At 50.5% G+C, this 18,658-nt stretch carries 18 protein-coding genes; 6 read left to right on the top strand and 12 right to left on the bottom strand.

What is annotated here, in order from left to right:
• Positions 1–85: 85 nt before the first annotated feature.
• Positions 86–544 (top strand): IS200/IS605 family transposase, encoded by a 459-nt coding sequence (gene tnpA / locus OI69_RS01405; protein ID WP_039345086.1) that lies wholly within the window; start codon positions 86–88, stop codon positions 542–544.
• Between the two features lie 119 nt (positions 545–663).
• On the opposite strand, the gene OI69_RS20375 is transcribed toward tnpA, so the two are convergent.
• Positions 664–753 carry a SymE family type I addiction module toxin gene (locus OI69_RS20375; protein WP_241771509.1) on the bottom strand — a complete coding sequence of 30 codons (90 nt, stop codon included), beginning with the start codon at positions 751–753 and terminating at the stop codon, positions 664–666.
• A 637-nt stretch (positions 754–1,390) separates the two neighbouring features.
• Here OI69_RS20375 and OI69_RS01410 point away from each other — a divergent pair.
• A complete protein-coding gene (locus OI69_RS01410; RefSeq protein ID WP_039345091.1) occupies positions 1,391–2,512 on the top strand; it encodes an ABC transporter substrate-binding protein in 1,122 nt (373 codons plus the stop codon).
• Between the two features lie 64 nt (positions 2,513–2,576).
• On the opposite strand, the gene OI69_RS01415 is transcribed toward OI69_RS01410, so the two are convergent.
• The 4 genes from OI69_RS01415 to OI69_RS20035 form a co-directional block, all read right to left on the bottom strand.
• Positions 2,577–4,283 (bottom strand): pectate lyase, encoded by a 1,707-nt coding sequence (locus OI69_RS01415; RefSeq protein WP_039345095.1) that lies wholly within the window; start codon positions 4,281–4,283, stop codon positions 2,577–2,579.
• 72 nt (positions 4,284–4,355) lie between these two features.
• Entirely contained in the window at positions 4,356–5,108 is a 753-nt protein-coding gene (locus OI69_RS01420) for an oligogalacturonate-specific porin KdgM family protein (RefSeq protein WP_039345100.1), read from the bottom strand.
• A 128-nt stretch (positions 5,109–5,236) separates the two neighbouring features.
• Positions 5,237–6,055 carry an oligogalacturonate-specific porin KdgM family protein gene (locus tag OI69_RS01425; protein ID WP_039345104.1) on the bottom strand — a complete coding sequence of 273 codons (819 nt, stop codon included), beginning with the start codon at positions 6,053–6,055 and terminating at the stop codon, positions 5,237–5,239.
• 668 nt (positions 6,056–6,723) lie between these two features.
• A complete protein-coding gene (locus OI69_RS20035; protein WP_165345942.1) occupies positions 6,724–6,900 on the bottom strand; it encodes a hypothetical protein in 177 nt (58 codons plus the stop codon).
• A gap of 300 nt (positions 6,901–7,200) precedes the next feature.
• On the opposite strand from OI69_RS20035, the gene atzF reads away from it, so the two are divergent.
• From atzF to OI69_RS01440, 3 genes are all read left to right on the top strand, one after another.
• Positions 7,201–9,003, top strand: coding sequence for an allophanate hydrolase (gene atzF, locus OI69_RS01430; protein WP_039345107.1), 1,803 nt, complete (start codon positions 7,201–7,203; stop codon positions 9,001–9,003).
• A gap of 149 nt (positions 9,004–9,152) precedes the next feature.
• Positions 9,153–9,902, top strand: coding sequence for a GntR family transcriptional regulator (locus tag OI69_RS01435; RefSeq protein WP_039345213.1), 750 nt, complete (start codon positions 9,153–9,155; stop codon positions 9,900–9,902).
• Positions 9,903–10,167: 265 nt separating this feature from the next.
• Complete coding sequence (locus tag OI69_RS01440) at positions 10,168–10,467, top strand: TM2 domain-containing protein (RefSeq protein WP_039345109.1); 300 nt, start codon at positions 10,168–10,170, stop codon at positions 10,465–10,467.
• 89 nt (positions 10,468–10,556) lie between these two features.
• Here OI69_RS01440 and OI69_RS01445 read toward each other — a convergent pair whose 3' ends face one another.
• The 6 genes from OI69_RS01445 to OI69_RS01470 form a co-directional block, all read right to left on the bottom strand.
• Positions 10,557–11,381, bottom strand: a complete 825-nt coding sequence (locus OI69_RS01445; protein WP_039345112.1) for an amino acid ABC transporter ATP-binding protein — start codon at positions 11,379–11,381, stop codon at positions 10,557–10,559.
• A 23-nt stretch (positions 11,382–11,404) separates the two neighbouring features.
• Entirely contained in the window at positions 11,405–12,349 is a 945-nt protein-coding gene (locus OI69_RS01450) for an amino acid ABC transporter permease (protein ID WP_039345116.1), read from the bottom strand.
• A 77-nt stretch (positions 12,350–12,426) separates the two neighbouring features.
• Positions 12,427–12,981: a GNAT family N-acetyltransferase gene (locus OI69_RS01455; protein ID WP_039345119.1), complete on the bottom strand. Its 555-nt coding sequence runs from the start codon at positions 12,979–12,981 to the stop codon at positions 12,427–12,429.
• A gap of 76 nt (positions 12,982–13,057) precedes the next feature.
• Positions 13,058–14,002, bottom strand: coding sequence for an ABC transporter substrate-binding protein (locus OI69_RS01460; protein ID WP_039345122.1), 945 nt, complete (start codon positions 14,000–14,002; stop codon positions 13,058–13,060).
• A gap of 86 nt (positions 14,003–14,088) precedes the next feature.
• Positions 14,089–15,021 (bottom strand): transporter substrate-binding domain-containing protein, encoded by a 933-nt coding sequence (locus tag OI69_RS01465; RefSeq protein ID WP_039345126.1) that lies wholly within the window; start codon positions 15,019–15,021, stop codon positions 14,089–14,091.
• Between the two features lie 22 nt (positions 15,022–15,043).
• Positions 15,044–16,372 carry an LLM class flavin-dependent oxidoreductase gene (locus tag OI69_RS01470; protein WP_039345128.1) on the bottom strand — a complete coding sequence of 443 codons (1,329 nt, stop codon included), beginning with the start codon at positions 16,370–16,372 and terminating at the stop codon, positions 15,044–15,046.
• Positions 16,373–16,669: 297 nt separating this feature from the next.
• Between OI69_RS01470 and OI69_RS01475 the strand changes: the two genes are divergently transcribed.
• Positions 16,670–17,215: a flavin reductase gene (locus OI69_RS01475; protein WP_039345131.1), complete on the top strand. Its 546-nt coding sequence runs from the start codon at positions 16,670–16,672 to the stop codon at positions 17,213–17,215.
• A 168-nt stretch (positions 17,216–17,383) separates the two neighbouring features.
• Here the strand turns inward: OI69_RS01475 and OI69_RS01480 are convergent, their stop codons facing one another.
• Positions 17,384–18,583, bottom strand: a complete 1,200-nt coding sequence (locus OI69_RS01480) for a M20 peptidase aminoacylase family protein (protein WP_039345134.1) — start codon at positions 18,581–18,583, stop codon at positions 17,384–17,386.
• Between the last annotated feature and the right edge of the window lie 75 nt (positions 18,584–18,658).

An 18,658-nucleotide genomic window follows, 5' to 3' on the forward strand; every position in this document is an offset into this window, starting at 1 on the left:
GTTACAAAAACCCCTTTTGATTTGTTAAAACAGTTTGCGGTCTGGCAACTGCAAACGTTCAACAAGAAATCAAAAGGGGGTCCCAATGAGGGACGAAAAGAGCTTAGCGCACACCCGATGGAACTGTAAATATCACATAGTTTTTGCACCGAAGTACCGAAGGCAGGTGTTCTACGGGGAAAAACGCAAAGCGATTGGCAGCATTTTAAGAAAGCTGTGCGAATGGAAAAACGTGAATATTCTGGAAGCGGAATGCTGTGTGGATCACATCCATATGCTTCTGGAAATCCCACCCAAGATGAGTGTTTCGGGATTTATGGGGTACCTGAAGGGAAAGAGCAGCCTGATGCTTTATGAGCAGTTTGGCGATTTGAAGTTCAAATACCGTAACAGGGAGTTTTGGTGCCGAGGGTATTACGTTGATACGGTAGGGAAAAACACGGTGAAGATACAAGAATACATAAAGCACCAACTGGAAGAGGATAAAATGGGAGGACAACTCTCGATCCCTTATCCGGGCAGCCCGTTTACGGGCCGTAAGTAATCCATAGATGCAAGTGTCAGATCGCGATGCGCCTGTTAGGGCGCGGCAGGTAACAGAGCCTTATAGGCGCATATGAAAAACCTCCGGCTATGCCGGAGGATATTTTTTACCTTTACCGGTCAGAACCGTAGCTCGGTCTCAATGACCAGTTTACCGCGCTCAACGGTGACGATAACGGGCTGTCCGGTATTAAAACCGAGGTCTTCCAGCCACTTGCCGCTGAGCTTAAGCTGCGGGCTGGGCGGTTTTTACCGCCGTTGGGGCGTAACCGACGGTGTAATGCCGTTGTGGCTCTTGAAAAGGATCATTTATCCCAACCCTGATTGTCATTATGCGAATATTAACACTGATGTATTGTTGCATTCGGTGATCGCATAAGTGTTCATTTTTAATTGCACGGTAATTATTGTCAAGATTCTACTTTTCTATTTTCAACGACTGAGATGGGAGAAGCAGGGCAGCAATCCGAATACCTTTAGTTACTATGATTACTAGTGATATTATTCAGTTTTTAATTATTGTTATCGGTAAATAATTCAATCCTTTCCACCTCTTGTATTAACCATATCCTTATGGAAAAGCGTAATCTCATTTTATTTATTCAGTATTTTTAACTATATTGTTCGTTTTTTCTTCGTATGTATTTTTATTTGCTACTGTAAACTCAACATGAAGCCCATAATGAAATGATGGGTATATACGTTTCTATTCTGGTTTTGTTTTATCGTCGCTCCAATCCTGCGCATCGCTTATTCGCGATCCGCTGGTCACACCGTTGCCGTTTCAGCGGCTGATATCTGTCGTTTGTCGGTACGGGTTTTTATTCATTAAGTGAAGGAAATCACAATGCAATTCACTGGGAAGTACCTGAAGAAAACAGTGCTGATGCTGGCTATGATGGCTGGTCTCAGCGTCGGGCAAAGTCAGGCAGCCGTTGAGCTTGAGACGCGTTCGCTGGATCAAATCTATAAGAGCGCGTTGAGAGAAGGCGGCACGGTGACAGTTTATGCCGGTGGTGATGTGCAGTCACAGCAGGCTGGCTTCAAGCGGGCATTTGAGACGCGTTTTCCCGGCATTAAACTGAACGTGATTGTCGATTACAGCAAATACCATGATGCGCGTATCGATAATCAACTGGCGACGGATACGTTGATTCCTGACGTGGTGCAACTGCAAACGGTGCAGAATTTTCCGCGCTGGAAGAAGGAAGGCGTGTTGCTGAATTACAAACCACGGGGCTGGGATAAAGTTTATCCAGAGTTTCGTGATGCAGATGGTGCCTGGACTGGAGCTTACGTCATCGCATTCAGCAATCTGGTTAACACCCAGCTTTTGGATGAAAAATCCTGGCCGCGTGAAGCCAATGACTACCTTAATCCGAATCTGAGAGGCCATTTGATTCTGGCCTATCCTAACGACGACGATGCGGTGCTGTTCTGGTACAAACTGGTTGTAGATAAATACGGCTGGGATTTTGTTAAAAAATTGCAGGAGCAGGATCCCGTCTACGTGCGTGGCACTAACGTACCCGGTGCTGAAATTGCGGCGGGAAAATATAGCGCGACCTTTACCAGTTCCGGTGCGCTCGTTCCGGCGGCAGATTCGGTGACCCGTTTTGTTTTACCAACGTCCGATCCTTTCGTGTCCTGGGCACAGCGTGCAGCCATCTTCAAACAGGCTAAACACCCGGAAAGCGCCAAGCTGTATTTAAGCTGGCTATTGGATCCGCAAACGCAGACTCAGGTCTCACGTATGTGGTCGGTGCGTACCGATGTCGAGCCGCCAGCGGGTTATAAGCCTATCTGGGAATATCGCAATACCCGTCCACAGGCTTTTGCTGACTTCATGTACGATCGTGCTGCGGTCGAACGCTTCCGCGCGCAGATGAGTCTGTATGTGGGTGAAGCGAAAGGGGCACCGACACCGGGATGGCTTGGTTTACATCCGGCGGAGCCTCTGGTTAACTAACCGTTGAGATTATTGCATTAAGCCAATGGCAACTCACTGCCATTGGCTTGCTGAGGAGTAACGCTTACTTCTTATTGTTGGGTTTCAATGTCTCGCCAACGTTCAGTAGGAAGATCTCATTATCCCGTGTAGACACGCGAGTGGAACCATCTTCCATGCGGTAACCGCCTTCGGTGAAGCCGGCACCATTCAGGAACGGTGCAACGGATTCTGGCTTATTGCGCACCGCCGCTTCCAACGCTAGCAAAGCATAAGGTTCGATGCTGTCGATATCTGCGTATTGTCTGTTTGGCTCGGTCATAAAGAAGCCGTTCTTATAGCGCGTGCTAATGATGTTATCGCCGACTTTTTCCGCCAGCGACAGATACTCTTTCACTTTACTCGCCTGGTACAGATCCAGCAGCGCAAACAAGGCATATGGATCGTCGTTCTTGGTGGCGAGATCCACGTTGACGTCTTTACCCGGCGCAGAACCTAACTCCCCCAGCCCCTGTGCGCGAGCGATGCCGCGAGCGACACGCCAAAGCTCAGCATCCGGCAACACGGTATAGGCACGAGCATACGAGAGCAGGAATGAATTATCCGCCGGATAAGGTTTGAGCACCGTCCCTTTTTTACCGTAGTAGCCGTCACGCGGTAGAACGTAGTTGGAGAGATCTTTGCCGTTAGCCAGCATTGGACGGAATGTGTTATCCGATTCGTTATAGCCATATTTGGCAAAGGCTTTTAGGCCATCGGTGGTCCACGTCAGCAGTTCCTTACCTTCCGCGCCTAAGTCTTTACCCAATTGAAGTTGCATGAGCGCATTTTCGGAATAGATCGTACTGGTGCGTCCTTTCAGCATCATATTGCCTTCCAACGCGGTTGGGCCGAACTCGGGGCCAAACTGACGCTGGGCGCGATCGCCGTATTTTGAGTTTGTATCCGTATCATCCGTGGTTTCTGCACGTTTTAATGCCTGCGTGAATTGGTATACGCCCAGCCCGGTGGTTTTATCCCGTGGCAGAACATATTGTTGCGCCAGGCGTTTTGCCCATACCAACGCACCGTCTTCCTTGTTGTATTTGTACAGAAGTGACGCGGAATAGATCAGATCGTTCCCCGCATTCAGGAAGCTCAGACCTTTGGTGGCAAAGAAGGGCGGCTGTTGCTCGAATGGGCTTTGCCAGAGCGCGCCTATCTTTTGCCCATATTGTCCGTGCCGACTGGTTTCCAGAATCTTCCAATCATAAACGTGCGCATTCCAGAAACCGCGAATAAAGCGGGCTGTCGCCTCTTTATCGACGCTAAACATCAGATCGTAGTAGGGATAGGCATTTTTTAGCTCATGCACCATCTCTTTTTCGCTTGGGCCTTCTGGTTGTAGCGTCTTCAAATCGATAAAACGGTGCCCACCCCAAATCAGCAGGCCGCTTTCATCCTGATAATGCTGGAAGTGGTATTTTACGATAGCTTCTGCACGCTGCTTATAGCTGGGATTACCACTCAGATTACTGAGCCCAACCAGCACGCGCATCAGATTTTGCTGGGCGGAGAAATTGGATAGCACGGCGAGGCGACCATCAGGAAAGATCCACTCCATTTGCTTGCCCGTCCGTGGGTCTATCCCGTCGGCAAGCAAGGGCGTCGGCGACTGACCATGATATTGGTCGCCAGCTTTCGTCAGCACATTATCAACATATTGATTAACGATGGTGAGGCGGTCTGGCGTGGCGGCACTCGCCTGTAAAGCAACCAGTCCGGCAAGGAGCGACAGCGCAAATTTTTTCATTTTCTCTACCTTATCACAGTAACAAAGGGACTCTGAACAGAGTCCCTGAAAAGGGGATGGATGAAGCAAGGGTTAGAAGGTATAGGTGAAACCGACTTTTCCTTTCCCTTCGCGTGATTTCACATCGCGCCCGCTGGCGACATCTTCCACGCCAACATGCGCTGTCCAGTTGTCGTTGATGGTATAAGAGACGTCGAAATCCTGCTGATAATCGTGTTTTTTGTTGTTTTGCAGCACGTAATCCGCCTGGTAGTAGTAAGCGGTGTACGCCAGTGTGAAATTATCAAAGCCTTTATAGGCCACACCCGCTTCATAGCGGTGACGATGGGTATCATCATCCGTACTGCTACGTTTGCTGCGGGTGATTTTTCTGAGGTCATAGCGGTATTGGGCATGGAGATCCGTCTTATCAGTGACGGCCCAGGTCAGTTTTAAACCGGGCGTATAACGTGCGCCGGAAGTCTGACTGGCACCAATATCACCCACGGTGCCTTCGCCACTGGTGCCGCCGGAATAGAAGCGCGCTTCCAGATTCGGCGTCAATGTTAACTCAGGGGTTAGGCGATAGGCGTAACCAGTATAAAAAGCATAAGAATTCGAAACGACATCATCGATGGTCAGATCTTTATTCTTATTATAAAAATTCAACTCAACACCAACATACAGGCCATTATCCATAAAATGCCGCAGCCCGATTTCATCACCGTGATAGCGGTTCATCGTTCCCCAGCTATGTTCGTAGCTGAGTTTGGTATCAGAGGCTGACGCAGAAATAGCATAAATCTGGGCAAAGAGAATACCGGCCACAAGGTAGCGTTTTTTCATTATGGGCACCATTAATATTGATCGTTAATTGTGAAAACTGTGCGCTGATAGACAAAATTTATTCATAAATTTATTTTCACCAACGCCATACAAATACGGTACATTTCCTTTATAAAAACCAGTGCTTTTTAGAAAGCGTAGTTGAAACCGACTTTGATTTTACCTTGACGGGCTGATGATGTTTTTGATTCATTAATGTCATCATACTCAATATAAGGTGTTAGCTGTTTATTGAATTTATATTGTACTTTGAATTGGTGCTCATAGTCTGTTTTACCGTTATCATAGACGGCGTATTCTTTTTCTGTAAACACACCTTTACTATATTTATACGATTTCGTGGTGTTATCACCGATATAGTAGTTAAAAACATAACTCAGGCTAATATTTTCAAATCCTGAATACGTAAACCCGGTATCTAAACGATGGCGTCCTGTATCGGAGGATGACAAATAAGATTCGCCAGCATGACCATATTTATCCGAGGTGGTAATGGTTGAATAACGCGAGCTACGCGTAGGTTTTTTATACTCATAGCGGTAACGACCATAGACGGACCAGTCACCGTTGATCCGATAGTTATACTTCAGCCCAGGTTGATAAGAAACGCTTGAATTACCGATAGAAAACTCCATGCTGGGCGTTAACGTTGCCGCCGGGCTTAGCTTGAAATCCTTACCGATCACGATGCCGCCAGAGCCACCTTGCATATCATCATAGGCGACGTCATAGTTTTTGTTCCCACCCGCAGAAGTACTGAACTTGACTTCGTATGACCAACCATCTGTTTTTTTATGGATGAGTTTAATGGAGTCTGCATGGAGACGATCTTCAGTCTTCCAGTTATGTTCATATTGAAAAGTTGTTTTTCCATCAGTTGCTGCTTGCGTAAGGAACGGGGTGAGTCCGGCACAAACAATGAGTAGGGTACATGTAGATATTTTCATTCTATGCTTTCTCTTTTTTTGATGAATAAATAATATTATTGGCGAGCACAGCCTCTATCTTTAAAACCAGACAGTAGGTATCATTTTTTGGGGCGTAAGAATAACATCACCAGGAATGATGATGACGCCATTAATAATGTCAATACAGGTTGTTCTCCCTGGTAAATCAGATTCAATCAACGCATTCATGGCTCCTTATATCCCGCGTAGTTTATGAACCGTTCATGCATCGTCACGGAGTCTGTTGATACATGAATGTCGATAACGCCATCCCTTTACTGGCTACGCTAATTAATCGGTAGACTTGATAATTAGGCTAGGTGGCATTATGGTGAAAAAGAAACGCTGTTTCATTTATATGGATCACACATTTGGTTTCTCTTTGAAATTTTCTGTAATTATTTAGTTTGATTATTGTAAGAGAAAAGGGTAAGCACAACGGAGGATGTTGTTATCAGATTGAGGGATGTATCTCTTGAATGTTAACGACATAAACGTGAACAACAGTCAGTCGGTTTTCTGCATGATATCCGCCATACATTCGATGATATTTTAGGAAATCAGCGTTCTTATAAAATGAATAAACGACCGCATCGCATTTTACGCCACTGATCGCTTATTTCCTCGTAGACTGCGCCCATCGGGCTTTCCCGCACTAAGGTGCCGGCTTAGATTTCGAAACCGGGAGCGACCTCTTTTACCGGTTTTTTACATTCTTCTGGTTTAGGTTGATTCGCTGGCAAGTTTTTACAGTCTGGGGCGAAAGGATTCAACGCATCGCGATTCAGATAGAGCACAAACAGGATCAGAATGAGGAGGGGGATCAGAATACGTTTTCTTTTCATGGTTATCTTTAGTCAGTTACGTTACAAGACGTGTGGAATGTTAAAAAACAGGGAAAATTCTAACGCGTTATGCGGCTGTTGTCTTTAGCCAGCCTGATTTCCACGCGAGTGAAGGTAAGAACGCGTTTTATTAGTACGCTAATGCCAGATAGTTGCGCTTCGCGGTGGTGCGACGTTGTTCCTTTTCGGGGCGTACACGGGGAAAAACTTTATAAAAATAAATAAAAATCAATAATATAAAATATGGCATAGTTTTCGCTTTAGTGAATTCAATCTTGTATACCAGATGGGATTCACACTATGCCAAAAATGACGGGACTCACGCTTCAGGAATGGAAACTGCACTACCAGCAGCAGGACGAAAGCGTGGAAGAGACGCTGGGTACGCTGCTCGCCAGCTTGTCGTCGGACGATCCAGCCTGGATTACACTGGCGACCCCTGAACAACTTCAGGCTCAGATTACGGCGCTGTTGTCTCGGTATCGTGATAACCCAGACGCTCTGCCGTTGTTCGGCATTCCCTTCGCCGTCAAAGACAATATTGACGTGGCAGGCTGGCCGACGAGCGCGGCATGTCCGGCATTCACCTATCTGGCTGACCACGATGCGACTGCCGTTGCCAAATTAAAAGCCGCAGGGGCGATTGTGATGGGTAAAACCAACCTCGATCAATTTGCGACCGGCCTGGTTGGCACACGCTCGCCGTTTGGTGAAGTGCCGAATACCTTTAACCCAGACTACGTGAGCGGGGGATCCAGCTCAGGTTCAGCATCGGTGCTGGCGCGTGGGCTGGTCGCATTCTCATTAGGCACTGACACCGCAGGGTCGGGACGCGTTCCTGCCGGGTTTAACAATATCGTTGGCCTGAAGCCGACGAAAGGGTGGCTGTCGGCAAGCGGTGTGGTGCCCGCTTGTCGCCTGAACGACACGATCTCCGTGTTTGCGCTGACCGTCGAGGATGCGTTTACCGTCGCTGAACTGGCTGGCGGATACGATGCGACGGACGCCTACTCGCGGAGCAATCCCGGATGTGCGCCCGCTGCGCTGCCAATAACGCCGCGCTTTGCTATCCCCAGCGAACCCACCTTTTTTACTGATGCGGTTGCACAGGCAGCATGGCAGAACGCGCTGGCGGAATTGGAAGCCACGGGCGCAACGCTGCATCCTATCGATTTCAGTCTTTTCACCCAGTTAGCCGATCAGCTTTATCAAGGCCCTTGGGTCGCGGAACGCACAGCCGCCGTGGGTGACATGCTACAACAGCCAGAACACATGGATCCGGTGGTATACGGTATTGTGGCGGGCGGCGAGCGTTTCAGCGCGGTGGAGGCGTTTAAGGCGGAGTACCTGCGTGCCGAACTGGCGCGTCAGATTCAGCAGACGCTGGCATCGTTCGACGCACTCGTTGTGCCGACCTCGCCAACAATCCATACGCGTGAAGCGATGGCACAGGAACCGGTACGTTACAATTCCCAACTGGGAACTTATACCAACTTTACCAATCTGGCCGATCTCGCGGCGCTGGCGCTGCCTGCGCCTTTCCGTACTGATGGCTTGCCCGCGGGGATCACACTGATTGCGCCCGCGTGGCACGACCGGGCATTAGCGAGTTTTGGTGGGCGCTGGCAGGCACGGCAGACACTCACGCTGGGGGCAACGGGAAAAGCGTTGCCTGCTGAAGCGGGCACCTTGCCGCCTTCTGCATTACACGTTCGCCTCGCCGTTGTCGGGGCGCACCTGACCGGAATGCCGCTTAATCATCAACTCACCCGCCGTGATGCGGTATGGGTCGAAGAGACGCGCACGGCAGAAAACTATCGCCTGTATGCGCTGGCAAACACACAACCGGCCAAACCCGGTTTAGTGAAAAGTACTGACGGCGCGGCGATTATCGTCGAACTGTGGGATATCCCGCTGGCGCGTTTTGGTGAATTCGTCGCGGAAATTCCGGCACCGCTGGGCATCGGTACGCTGACGTTAGCCGACGGACGACAGGTTAAAGGCTTTATTTGCGAACCGGCTGCGCTGAGAGACGCCGTGGATATTACCGAGTTTGGCGGCTGGCGTCACTGGCTTGCCCGTCAGGAGACGACCCATGTTTAGAACGGCAAGATCTGGAAAGTGCTGGTGAACGTGGGGAATGAGGTTGAAGCTGGGCGGCCAGCCCAGGCAATGCCTTGCTATAGTTGGAATAAGCGGTTGGGGTTGGCCTAATGAGCATTGATGGTAATAACGGCGAGACGGAGAAAACCATGCGAGCAGGCACACAAAAAAGCAGTAAGGATCGCCCGGAAGCGCTGGCGGAGCGGGTATATCAAACGCTGAAAAATGACATTTTCGATTTTCGCCTGATGCCAGGCGATCGTTTCAGCGAAAGTGAGATTGCTGAGCGGATGTCGGTCAGCCGGACGCCGGTACGTCAAGCACTCTTCTGGCTGGAGCGGGAAGGCTATGTCGAAGTCTATTTCCGCAGTGGCTGGCAGGTTCGGCCATTTGATTTCGAATATTTCGAGGAGCTGTATGACTTCCGCATTGTACTGGAGCGCGAGGCCATTCGGCGCTTGTGCGGAATGCCACCGGGACGCTGCACTGAACTGTTAGCGGATCTGAAGCGCTTCTGGATTGATGAGCCACGTCTGGATGACGGCAAGATCGTCTCCCGCCATGACGAAGGGTTTCACCGGGGGTTAGTTATCGCAGCAGGCAATAGCGAAATGGCGCGGATCCACGGCGAACTGACGGAGAAAATCCGCATTATTCGGCGTCTCGATTTCACCCGTGAGGATCGCATCGACGCCACCTATAAAGAACACGCCCAGATTTTACTGGCGATATTACAACAACATACCGAAGAGGCGCAGCGCATTCTGACCGACCACATTGCGATCAGTAAGGCCGAAGTCAGGAAGATCACCTTGCACATGTTACAGCAGGCGCGGCCTCGCGCGGTTTCACCTGATGCATCACACGATTCCACTCTCACTCAACACGGCAAAGGCTAATAAATAAAAAGACGTTCATTGCTAAAAGTTTTGCGCTTTCCGCAACGATAGTCGGCAGGGGGGTGACCTGGAGCGTGCGGGGTGGGTGGCGATTTGATACGTAGTGCTAATCGTAAATAGGCTATGGCGTGAAGGTTTAATTTGAACACTGAAAATCAGTGGTGTATAAAACACGGCGTAATATATTGCTCGCTATCTTAAAGATAACGATATAAAGCAAGTTGCAGTTAATATTAGCATGAAATTAATTAGGGATATAAGTATTATGGCAGACATGGTGTTTTGTCGTGGTTGCGGCAAGGATATTCACAGCACAGCAAAAGCTTGTCCTCAGTGTGGTGCAACACAATCAACAGGTAAAGGTGAGAAAAGCAGAATATCTGCTGCACTTTTTGCCTTTTTCTTAGGGGGATTCGGTGCTCATAAATTTTATTTAGGGAAAACCGGCCTGGGTTTTTTATATTTGATTTTTTGTTGGACGCTGATTCCCGGTATTATTGCATTTATCGAGTTCATTATTTATCTGTGCGATTCAGATGAGAATTTCGCCAGAAAATATGGTTAATTGAGACGTTATCTCATTATACAATCAGGCTCACAGATGTGGGCCTGATTGGTTTTAACCGGTGTGACAATCGTCATCCCTTGTTAGGCTTACAACACCTTATTCAAAAAATTGACCGTTCGCGGATGACGAGGGTGATTCAGCACCTGCCAGGAATCACCGCTTTCGACAATTTTGCCATCCACCATAAACACCACGCGGTCGGCGACTTCGCGCGCAAAGCCGATTTCATGGGTGACGACGACCAGCGTCACGCCGGAGCGGGCGAGCGATTTGATGACGTCCAACACTTCGCCAACCAGTTCGGGATCGAGTGCGGATGTCGGTTCATCAAACAGCATCACTTTCGGTTTGAGCGCCAGTGCACGAGCGATGGCGACGCGCTGCTGTTGACCACCAGACAGGTGGCGGGGATAGGACTGCGCTTTATGGCGCAGCCCGACGCTTTCCAGCAGGGTAAACGCCACGTCTTCAGCCTCCTGACGCGAATACAGTTTATGCGCCAGCGGAGCTTCAATAATGTTCTCTAACACGGAAAGGTGAGGGAACAGGTTGAAGTTTTGGAACACATAACCAACGTTGATGCGTTGGCGTAAAATATCCTTTTCTTTCAATTCATAGAGCGTATTGCCTTTGCGACGGTAGCCGATGTAATCACCGTCAATGCGGATAAACCCTTCGTCGACGCGCTCAAGATGGTTAATGGTACGCAACAGCGTGGATTTTCCCGAGCCGGATGGGCCAAGGATCACCGTCACAGAGCCGGGTGCCAACGTCAGATTGATATCCTCCAGCGCTTTATGTTGACCAAAATGTTTCGCCACATTACGGATCTCGATCAGACCGCGCGCGTTTTCTGCCTGTGGTGGTGCGACGTGGCGAGCATGAGCAAAATAATCAATAGCTTCAGACATGGTGAATCTCCGAAATCAGATGGTTAACGTGCGCGCTGGCGCGTCAGGAAGCGGATGAATCTCTGGCGTGGCGTTGGCGGCATTTCACGCACGGCCCCGCGCGATACATAACGCTCCACGTAGTATTGGATGATGGAAAGCACCGTGGTGATCAGCAGATACCAGATGGTCGCGACCATCAGTAGCGGAATAACCTGCTGCGTACGGTTGTAAATGACCTGAACGGTGTAAAACAGCTCTGGCAACGCCAGCACGTAAACGATGGAGGTGCCTTTTGCCAGACTGATGATCTCATTGAAACCGGTCGGCAGAATCGAGCGTAGCGCCTGCGGCAGAATGATGCGTACCGTGCGGCGACCGCCGGGCAGGCCGAGCGCGGCGGAGGCTTCAAACTGTCCGGCATCCACGCCAAGAATCCCGCCGCGAATAATCTCCGCCGTATAGGCGGATTGCACCAGCGTCAGGCCCAGCACGGCGACGGAGAATTGATCCAGTAAATCGATGGTCGGGTAGTTCAGGAACACGATGGAGGTGAACGGAATTCCCAGCGCCAGTTCGTCATAGAGATACGAGAAATTGTAGAGAATAATCAGCACCAGAATCAGCGGCAGTGACCGGAATAGCCAAATGTACAGCCACGATAGCGTAGAGAGCAGGTAGGACGGCGAAAGCCGAGCCAGCGCCAGCACGGTGCCGAAAATTATGCTGAATAATGTACCCAATGCGGTCAACAGCAGCGTTTGCCCCAGCCCGGAGAGGATCACCGGATTAAAAAACCACTCGGCGAACACCGACCATTCCCACCGTGGATTCAGCGCGATGGATTGAATAATCCCGGCAAAAATGAACAGGGAAAAGAGCGCACCGGCCAAGCGAAAAGGATAGCGTGCCGGCACGATGCGTAACGGAGCGTCCGGCGTTGGGATCAGCGGTGGTTGCTGAGAAGAGGTTTGTAGTGATTGCGTCATGATCGATACCATTTATCTGTAATGCAAAAAATGTTGTTCTGTCCTTCGTACATCGCGTTATGACTGGCGTGTCAGGTTCAACACACTTTCAAATGACGGGTCATCAGCTCGACTTCCGTTTGCCGTCCACCCCGCGGCGTTACAGCGTCGAACAGCGCCTTCTTGAATGGTAAACGTCCGTCATAAGGTGGAATGCTGTAGATCACCGGATCGACATTGATATCGAACTGCGGGATATAGCCGTGGCTCAGGTAAAGACGCACGGCTTCAGGCTGGCGGAAACCGGTTGTCAGGAAAAAATGCTGATAACCCAACCGACGAGCGTGTTGTTCCAGCTCTTGCATCACTTTCCCTGCCAGCCCTTGACGGCGCAGTGAGTTGTCTGTCCACACCCGCTTAATTTCGGCGGTGGTACTGTCGTAGCGTTTGAACGCACCGGTAGCGATTGGAACGCCCTGACGCAGTAGCGCAATAAAAATACCGTGCGGCTGTTGGTAGATGCCCGGCGGATCGCTTTCCCGCTCTCCGAAAAAGTCGCCATAACGCTGTGCGTATTCCGCGAACAGGCCGTCGATAATGGGTGCCACGATAGGATCCTCGGGCTGAGTAATAATGAAGATATCGTCGGACATAGCCGTGCTCCTGATTCATTAACCTATTACGGGCTATCGGTCGCGCTCATGGCTGCCCGATAGCCATACGGCGGAATTAATCGCCCAACCCCGGTGGATTAATTTCTGAACGATCAATGCGCTCAATACTTTCCCCCCAACGTTTCAATACGCGGTCATATTCACCACTTTTAATCACGCCGTTCAGCGCGGTATTGATTGGCTGAACCAGTCCACTACCTTTACGCGTGGTGACCGCAATATGCGCGACGTTGGGATAACCGCCGTTCACCGTACCGACATGTTTCACCTTGCCAGTCAGTTCTGCCTTGTACGCCCCAGTCACGTTCGGACCGAAATAGGCATCAGAGCGGCCAGACTGTAAGCTCAGGTTGGCGGCCGCATCGTCCGTGACATAAATCGGTTGAAAAGCGGGCAGGCCGTTGGCGCGATTCTGTTTATCCCAGGCGAGCAGCACCGCTTCCTGATTGGTGCCGGAGCCGACAATAATCTTCAGCCCGGCGATGTCTTTCGCTTCGTTGATGGACTGAATCTTACTGGTGGATTTCACATAGAAACCCAATGAGTCGATACGGTACGTGGCAAAATCGAACTTTTCTTTACGTGTTTTAGTCACCGTAACGTTTGTTATGGCGGCATCGTATTTGCCGGAGGTTACGCCAAGCGGCCAGTCCTCCCATGAGGTCGCGACGATGTTTAATTCCAGCCCGAGGCTATCGGCAACCAATCGGGCGATGTCCGGTTCGCTGCCGATGACGGTTTTGTTATCGTCGACGAAAAACATGAGCGGAGGAGATGACCCTAGCGCGGAGACGGCGACGGTGAATTTCCCCGGCGTAACAAATTTAAAATCAGCCGGGATCTGCGCGATGGCTTCCGCATTCTTCGGTGCGTGGATCGGTAGTTGATTGGCTTTTAAATCAATAGCTGCCTGCGCGCCAGTCGCAGTGAGCAGCAAAGCACTTGCCAGTAGCGTTGTTAAACGCAAAGAAGGCTGGCGGTGGGTGACTTCTTTTTGCATCTGTTTTTCCCTTGCAGGTTAGTTGTTATAATAGTGACATTGTCACTTTTTAATTTATATTACTTTTACGGTCATGCCATTGTTCGTTAATCACCGATACCCGGCGGATTCACCACGGACTGGGTAATCTTTTCATCGTCTTCACCCCAGCGATCCAGCACCTGCGCATAGCTTCCTTTATCGATAGCGCCATTGATGGCGGTGCTGATTGGCTGTGCCAGACCATTACCTTTCTGCGTGGTGACGGCAACGTAGGCGACAGTCGGGCCTATGCCTACCATGCGTGTTTTGCCCGTCAGCGCTGCTTTATACGCGCCGATGGAGTGTGGGCCGAAAAATGCATCGACACGACCTGACTGAATACTCAAATTGGCGGCGGCATCGTCGGTGACATAAACAGGCTGTACGGCAGGAAGACCGTTGGCACGGTTTTGCCGATCCCAACCCAGCAGAATGTTTTCCTGATTGGTGCCGGAACCGACAATTACTTTCAGACCGGCAACGTCTTCTGGCTTGTTAATCGACGTAATCTTGCTGGTTGATTTCACATAAAAACCCAGCGTATCAATGCGATACGTGGCGAAATCGAATTTCTCTTTGCGCGGTTTCGTCACGGCGATATTAAAAATCGCAGCATCGTATTTCCCCGCTGTGATCCCAAGCGGCCAGTCTTCCCAAGACGCGGGAACCAGTTTCAGTTCCAGACCAAGACCGTCGGCGACCAGTCGCGCGATATCCGCGTCGCTGCCGATCAGGGTTTTGTTATCGTCAGCCAGCAGCGAGAGCGGCGGCGAACTGAGCGCAGAAACGGCAATGGTCAGCTTACCTGGCGTGACAAATTTAAAATCAGCCGGGATCTGCGCGATAGCTTCAGCGTTTTTCTCGCCGCGAATAGGGCTTTGGTTGGCCTTAAGGTCAATGCGGCTGACGAATCCTGCATCTTGTGCCTGCACGTTTGCTAGTACCGCAGCGCTCAGCAGCATCGTCAGGTTGGATATGATAAAAGGGTAACGCTTCACGGTGACTCTCCTGTGGCACGCCTTAGCGCGTAAATTGATTCACCGGATAATCCAGCGCCAGATTTTCTCGCAGCGTATACCCGGCGTACTCCTTACGGAACAAACCACGCTGTTGCAGCAAAGGGACGACACGACCGACAAAGTGGTTGAGCGTATCCGGCGTGCCACCCTGAATAATGAAGCCATCGGCGGCACCATTCTCAAACCAGTGCTGTAAACCATCGGCCACTTGCTCAGGCGTACCGCTGAAGACGGGGCGTGGTGACGCGGCTTCCAGTGCGACCTGACGCAGCGTTAGGCCTTTCTCTTGGGCATTACGTTTAATTTCATCGGTGGTACTGCGGAAGCTGTTTTTTCCCAGATCGCCGATATCGGGGAAGGGTTCATCCAGCGGATGCTGGGAGAAATCGTAGTGTTCAAAATAGCGACCCAGATAATTGAGCGCGTCCTCAATCGTGACCAGCTCTGCGGTTTCCTGATACTGGCGCTCTACGTCTTCCGCATCGTTGCCGACAATGACGCTGACGCCCTGAAAGACGTGCAGTTGATCGGCCCGGCGGCCATTCTCTTCCAGCTTCTGTTTCACCTCGCGGTAATAACGCTGTGACTCTTCCAGCGTGTGTTGATGGGTGAAGATGGCATCGGCGTGTTTGGCCGCCAGTTTTTGGCCGTCTTCGGATGCGCCAGCCTGAAACACGATTGGACGACCTTGCACGGAGCGGCCAATATTCAACGGCCCCTGCACCGAGAAGAATTCACCCTGATGATTCAGCGTGTGCAGTTTTTCAGGATCGAAGAACTGGCCGCTGGATTTGTCGCGAATAAAGGCATCGTCTTCCCAAGAATCCCACAGGCCTTTTGTCACCTGAAGGAATTCATCGGCAATACGGTAGCGCAGCGCGTGTTCCGGGTGCTGCGCACGGGAAAAGTTTTTCGCCGATCCTTCTAGCGGTGAGGTCACCACATTCCAGCCTGCGCGCCCGTTGCTAAGATGGTCGAGACTGGAGAATTGTCGGGCGGTGGTAAAGGGTTCGGAATACGATGTCGAGAGCGTGCCGACCAGGCCAATGTGGGTGGTGACTGTGGCCAGCGCGGAGAGCAGCGTTAAAGGCTCGAAGCGGTTGAGAAAGTGCGGGATGGATTTTTCATTGATATACAGGCCGTCTGCCACAAAGACAAAATCAAATTTCCCCTGTTCAGCTTTTTTTACCGCATCCAAAACAAAACCAAAATTAATGCTGGCATCCGGCACGACATTTTTATGTCGCCATGCAGACATATTTCCTGCGGCCCCCTGTAATATTAACCCCAGTCTTAATTGTCGTTTCTCGGATGTTTGTTTTGTGCTCATTGCCAGGATCCTTTTTATTAATTAAGTGTGTTTGTTATTAATTGAATGTATTTCCATGAAAGTGAAAAAAGTCCATCAATAAACCGACGATCAATAAACACGCCGTTAGCGGTATTCACGCATTCAATGAAAGGTTAATGAGACGTTAATTCAGGGTTTCACTATTGATGAGCCGGGGCACGATGTAAAACAACAAAAATGGATAATAAAATTCAAAAATTTCAGATGATGATGCGGCTTATTTTGTTATTATGATGTTAATAAGCATGTTTTCGCTGTATCTAAAGGAAGTATTTAATGTCTGATTTGATAGCTGAACGACACGTAACCGCGGATGATGCGGCTCTCTCTGCGACAATCACCACCGTTGATCGGCAAGCGTTTCGCGATGCGATGGCAAAGCTGAGCGCCGCGGTCAATATCGTCACGACGGATGGCCCGGCAGGCAAGGCTGGGTTTACCGCCTCTGCCGTATCTAGCGTCAGCGATACGCCCGGCACGCTGCTGGTGTGCCTGAATCGCGGTTCATCGGTGTATCCCACGTTTCAGGTGAATACACACTTGTGCGTGAATACGCTGACCGCCCATCATGAAGCGCTGTCAACGCTGTTTGGCAGCCCCTCGTCTACTGAAGAACGGTTTGCAGCAGCGAAGTGGGAAGTGTTACACACAGGTTCACCGGTATTACAGGATGCGCTGGTCGCGTTTGACTGCCGGGTTGAAGAGGTGGTGAGCGCGGCAACGCACGATATCTTTATTTGTCGGGTGTTAGCGCTTAAGCAGAGCGAAGCCACTGACGGTCTGGTGTATTTTTCCCGTCGTTATCATGCTGTGCGCGGTTAATTGAGACTATTTCCCTACCTTATCCCGATCGTTTGACGATCGGGAGACCTAGAGCAGGCACGAGGCGACAACCTCATCCCCGAGTCGTTCCTAATATCGGATTTATGTCACCCCTACCTCTCCGTCGGCTTGATCGTGCGGAGGTGTAGGGTATTGTAAATCAATGCATTACGATGAAGGGGACAGCACCGCCTGTAGTGGGGTGACTGTTGTAGCACGCAGGCGATGCAGTGCAGCCTCTGCCAACTGGGCGAAATAACGCGATGCGGGAGCTATCGCACTTTCATCCGGGTTGAATTGAGGATGATGCAAGCCAAACTCGCTGTTTGAACCAATACTGACGAAGGTGCCCGGCACGTCCTGAAGATACAGGGCGAAGTCCTCGCCGCTCATTTGTAGTTCGGCATTTTCCACCTGATAACCCGCATCTCTGGCAATTTGCTTGCTGAAATCGGCCCATTCTCGGGTGTTCACCACCGCAGGTGGACCGGGATACCACTTCAGTTCCGCTTTGGCACCCAAAGCGAGGGCGATACCGCCGATCAGTTGCTCAATACGTTCCGGTATTTCCGCACGAATGGCGGCGTTGTAGGTGCGCACGGTGCCTTCCAATTCCACCGTTTGCGGTAGAACGTTCCAGGTATTGCCGCCCTGAATTCGCGTGACGCTGATGACCAGCGATTCCAGAGAACTAAAGCTGCGACTGGGCAGCGTTTGCAGCGCATTAACAATATTGCAGGCGGTAACGATGCTGTCGATACCTTGTTCCGGTTTCGCCGCGTGCGCACCTTTGCCAGTGATATCAATGGCGAAGCGATCCACATTGGCATAGAACGGGCCACTGCGTGTGGCGAAGGTGCCAGCGGGAAGTTCGGGTGCATTGTGCAGGCCGAAAACGGCGGCCACATCGTTGAGCGCACCTGCGCGGATAAACTGTTTGGCGCCGGTAGAAACTTCTTCTGCTGGTTGGAAAAATATCCTGACTTTACCCGGTAAGATCTGTTCACGTTTTTTCAGTAAACAGGCTGCCCCCAGCATGACGGCTGCGTGGAAATCATGACCACAAGCATGCATGACGCCCGCGTGTTGAGAACGAAAGTCAACATCAACCAATTCTTCAATCGGTAAGGCATCAATATCGGCACGCAACGCAATCGTTGGGCCACTACCGTGACCGATTTCAGCGACGACGCCAGTGGTTAACGCCAAGGGCAACAGGCGAATGTCTTTTTCCTGTAACCAACGGGTAATATACGCGGTGGTTTGGTGTTCCTGATTGGACAATTCCGGGTACTGATGCAGGTGCCGTCGCCAGCTAATAAGCTGTTGCTCTAATGACGTATCACTACAGGGGATAGACTCTGCCATATCAATACACCTCCTTAACAAAACTTAAACATCATAAAGGTAGCTGATAGCCACTTAATCGATAAATACCATCTG

Origin of the sequence: Pectobacterium fontis (assembly GCF_000803215.1) — a bacterium.
In the GTDB taxonomy this organism is placed as follows: domain Bacteria; phylum Pseudomonadota; class Gammaproteobacteria; order Enterobacterales; family Enterobacteriaceae; genus Pectobacterium; species Pectobacterium fontis.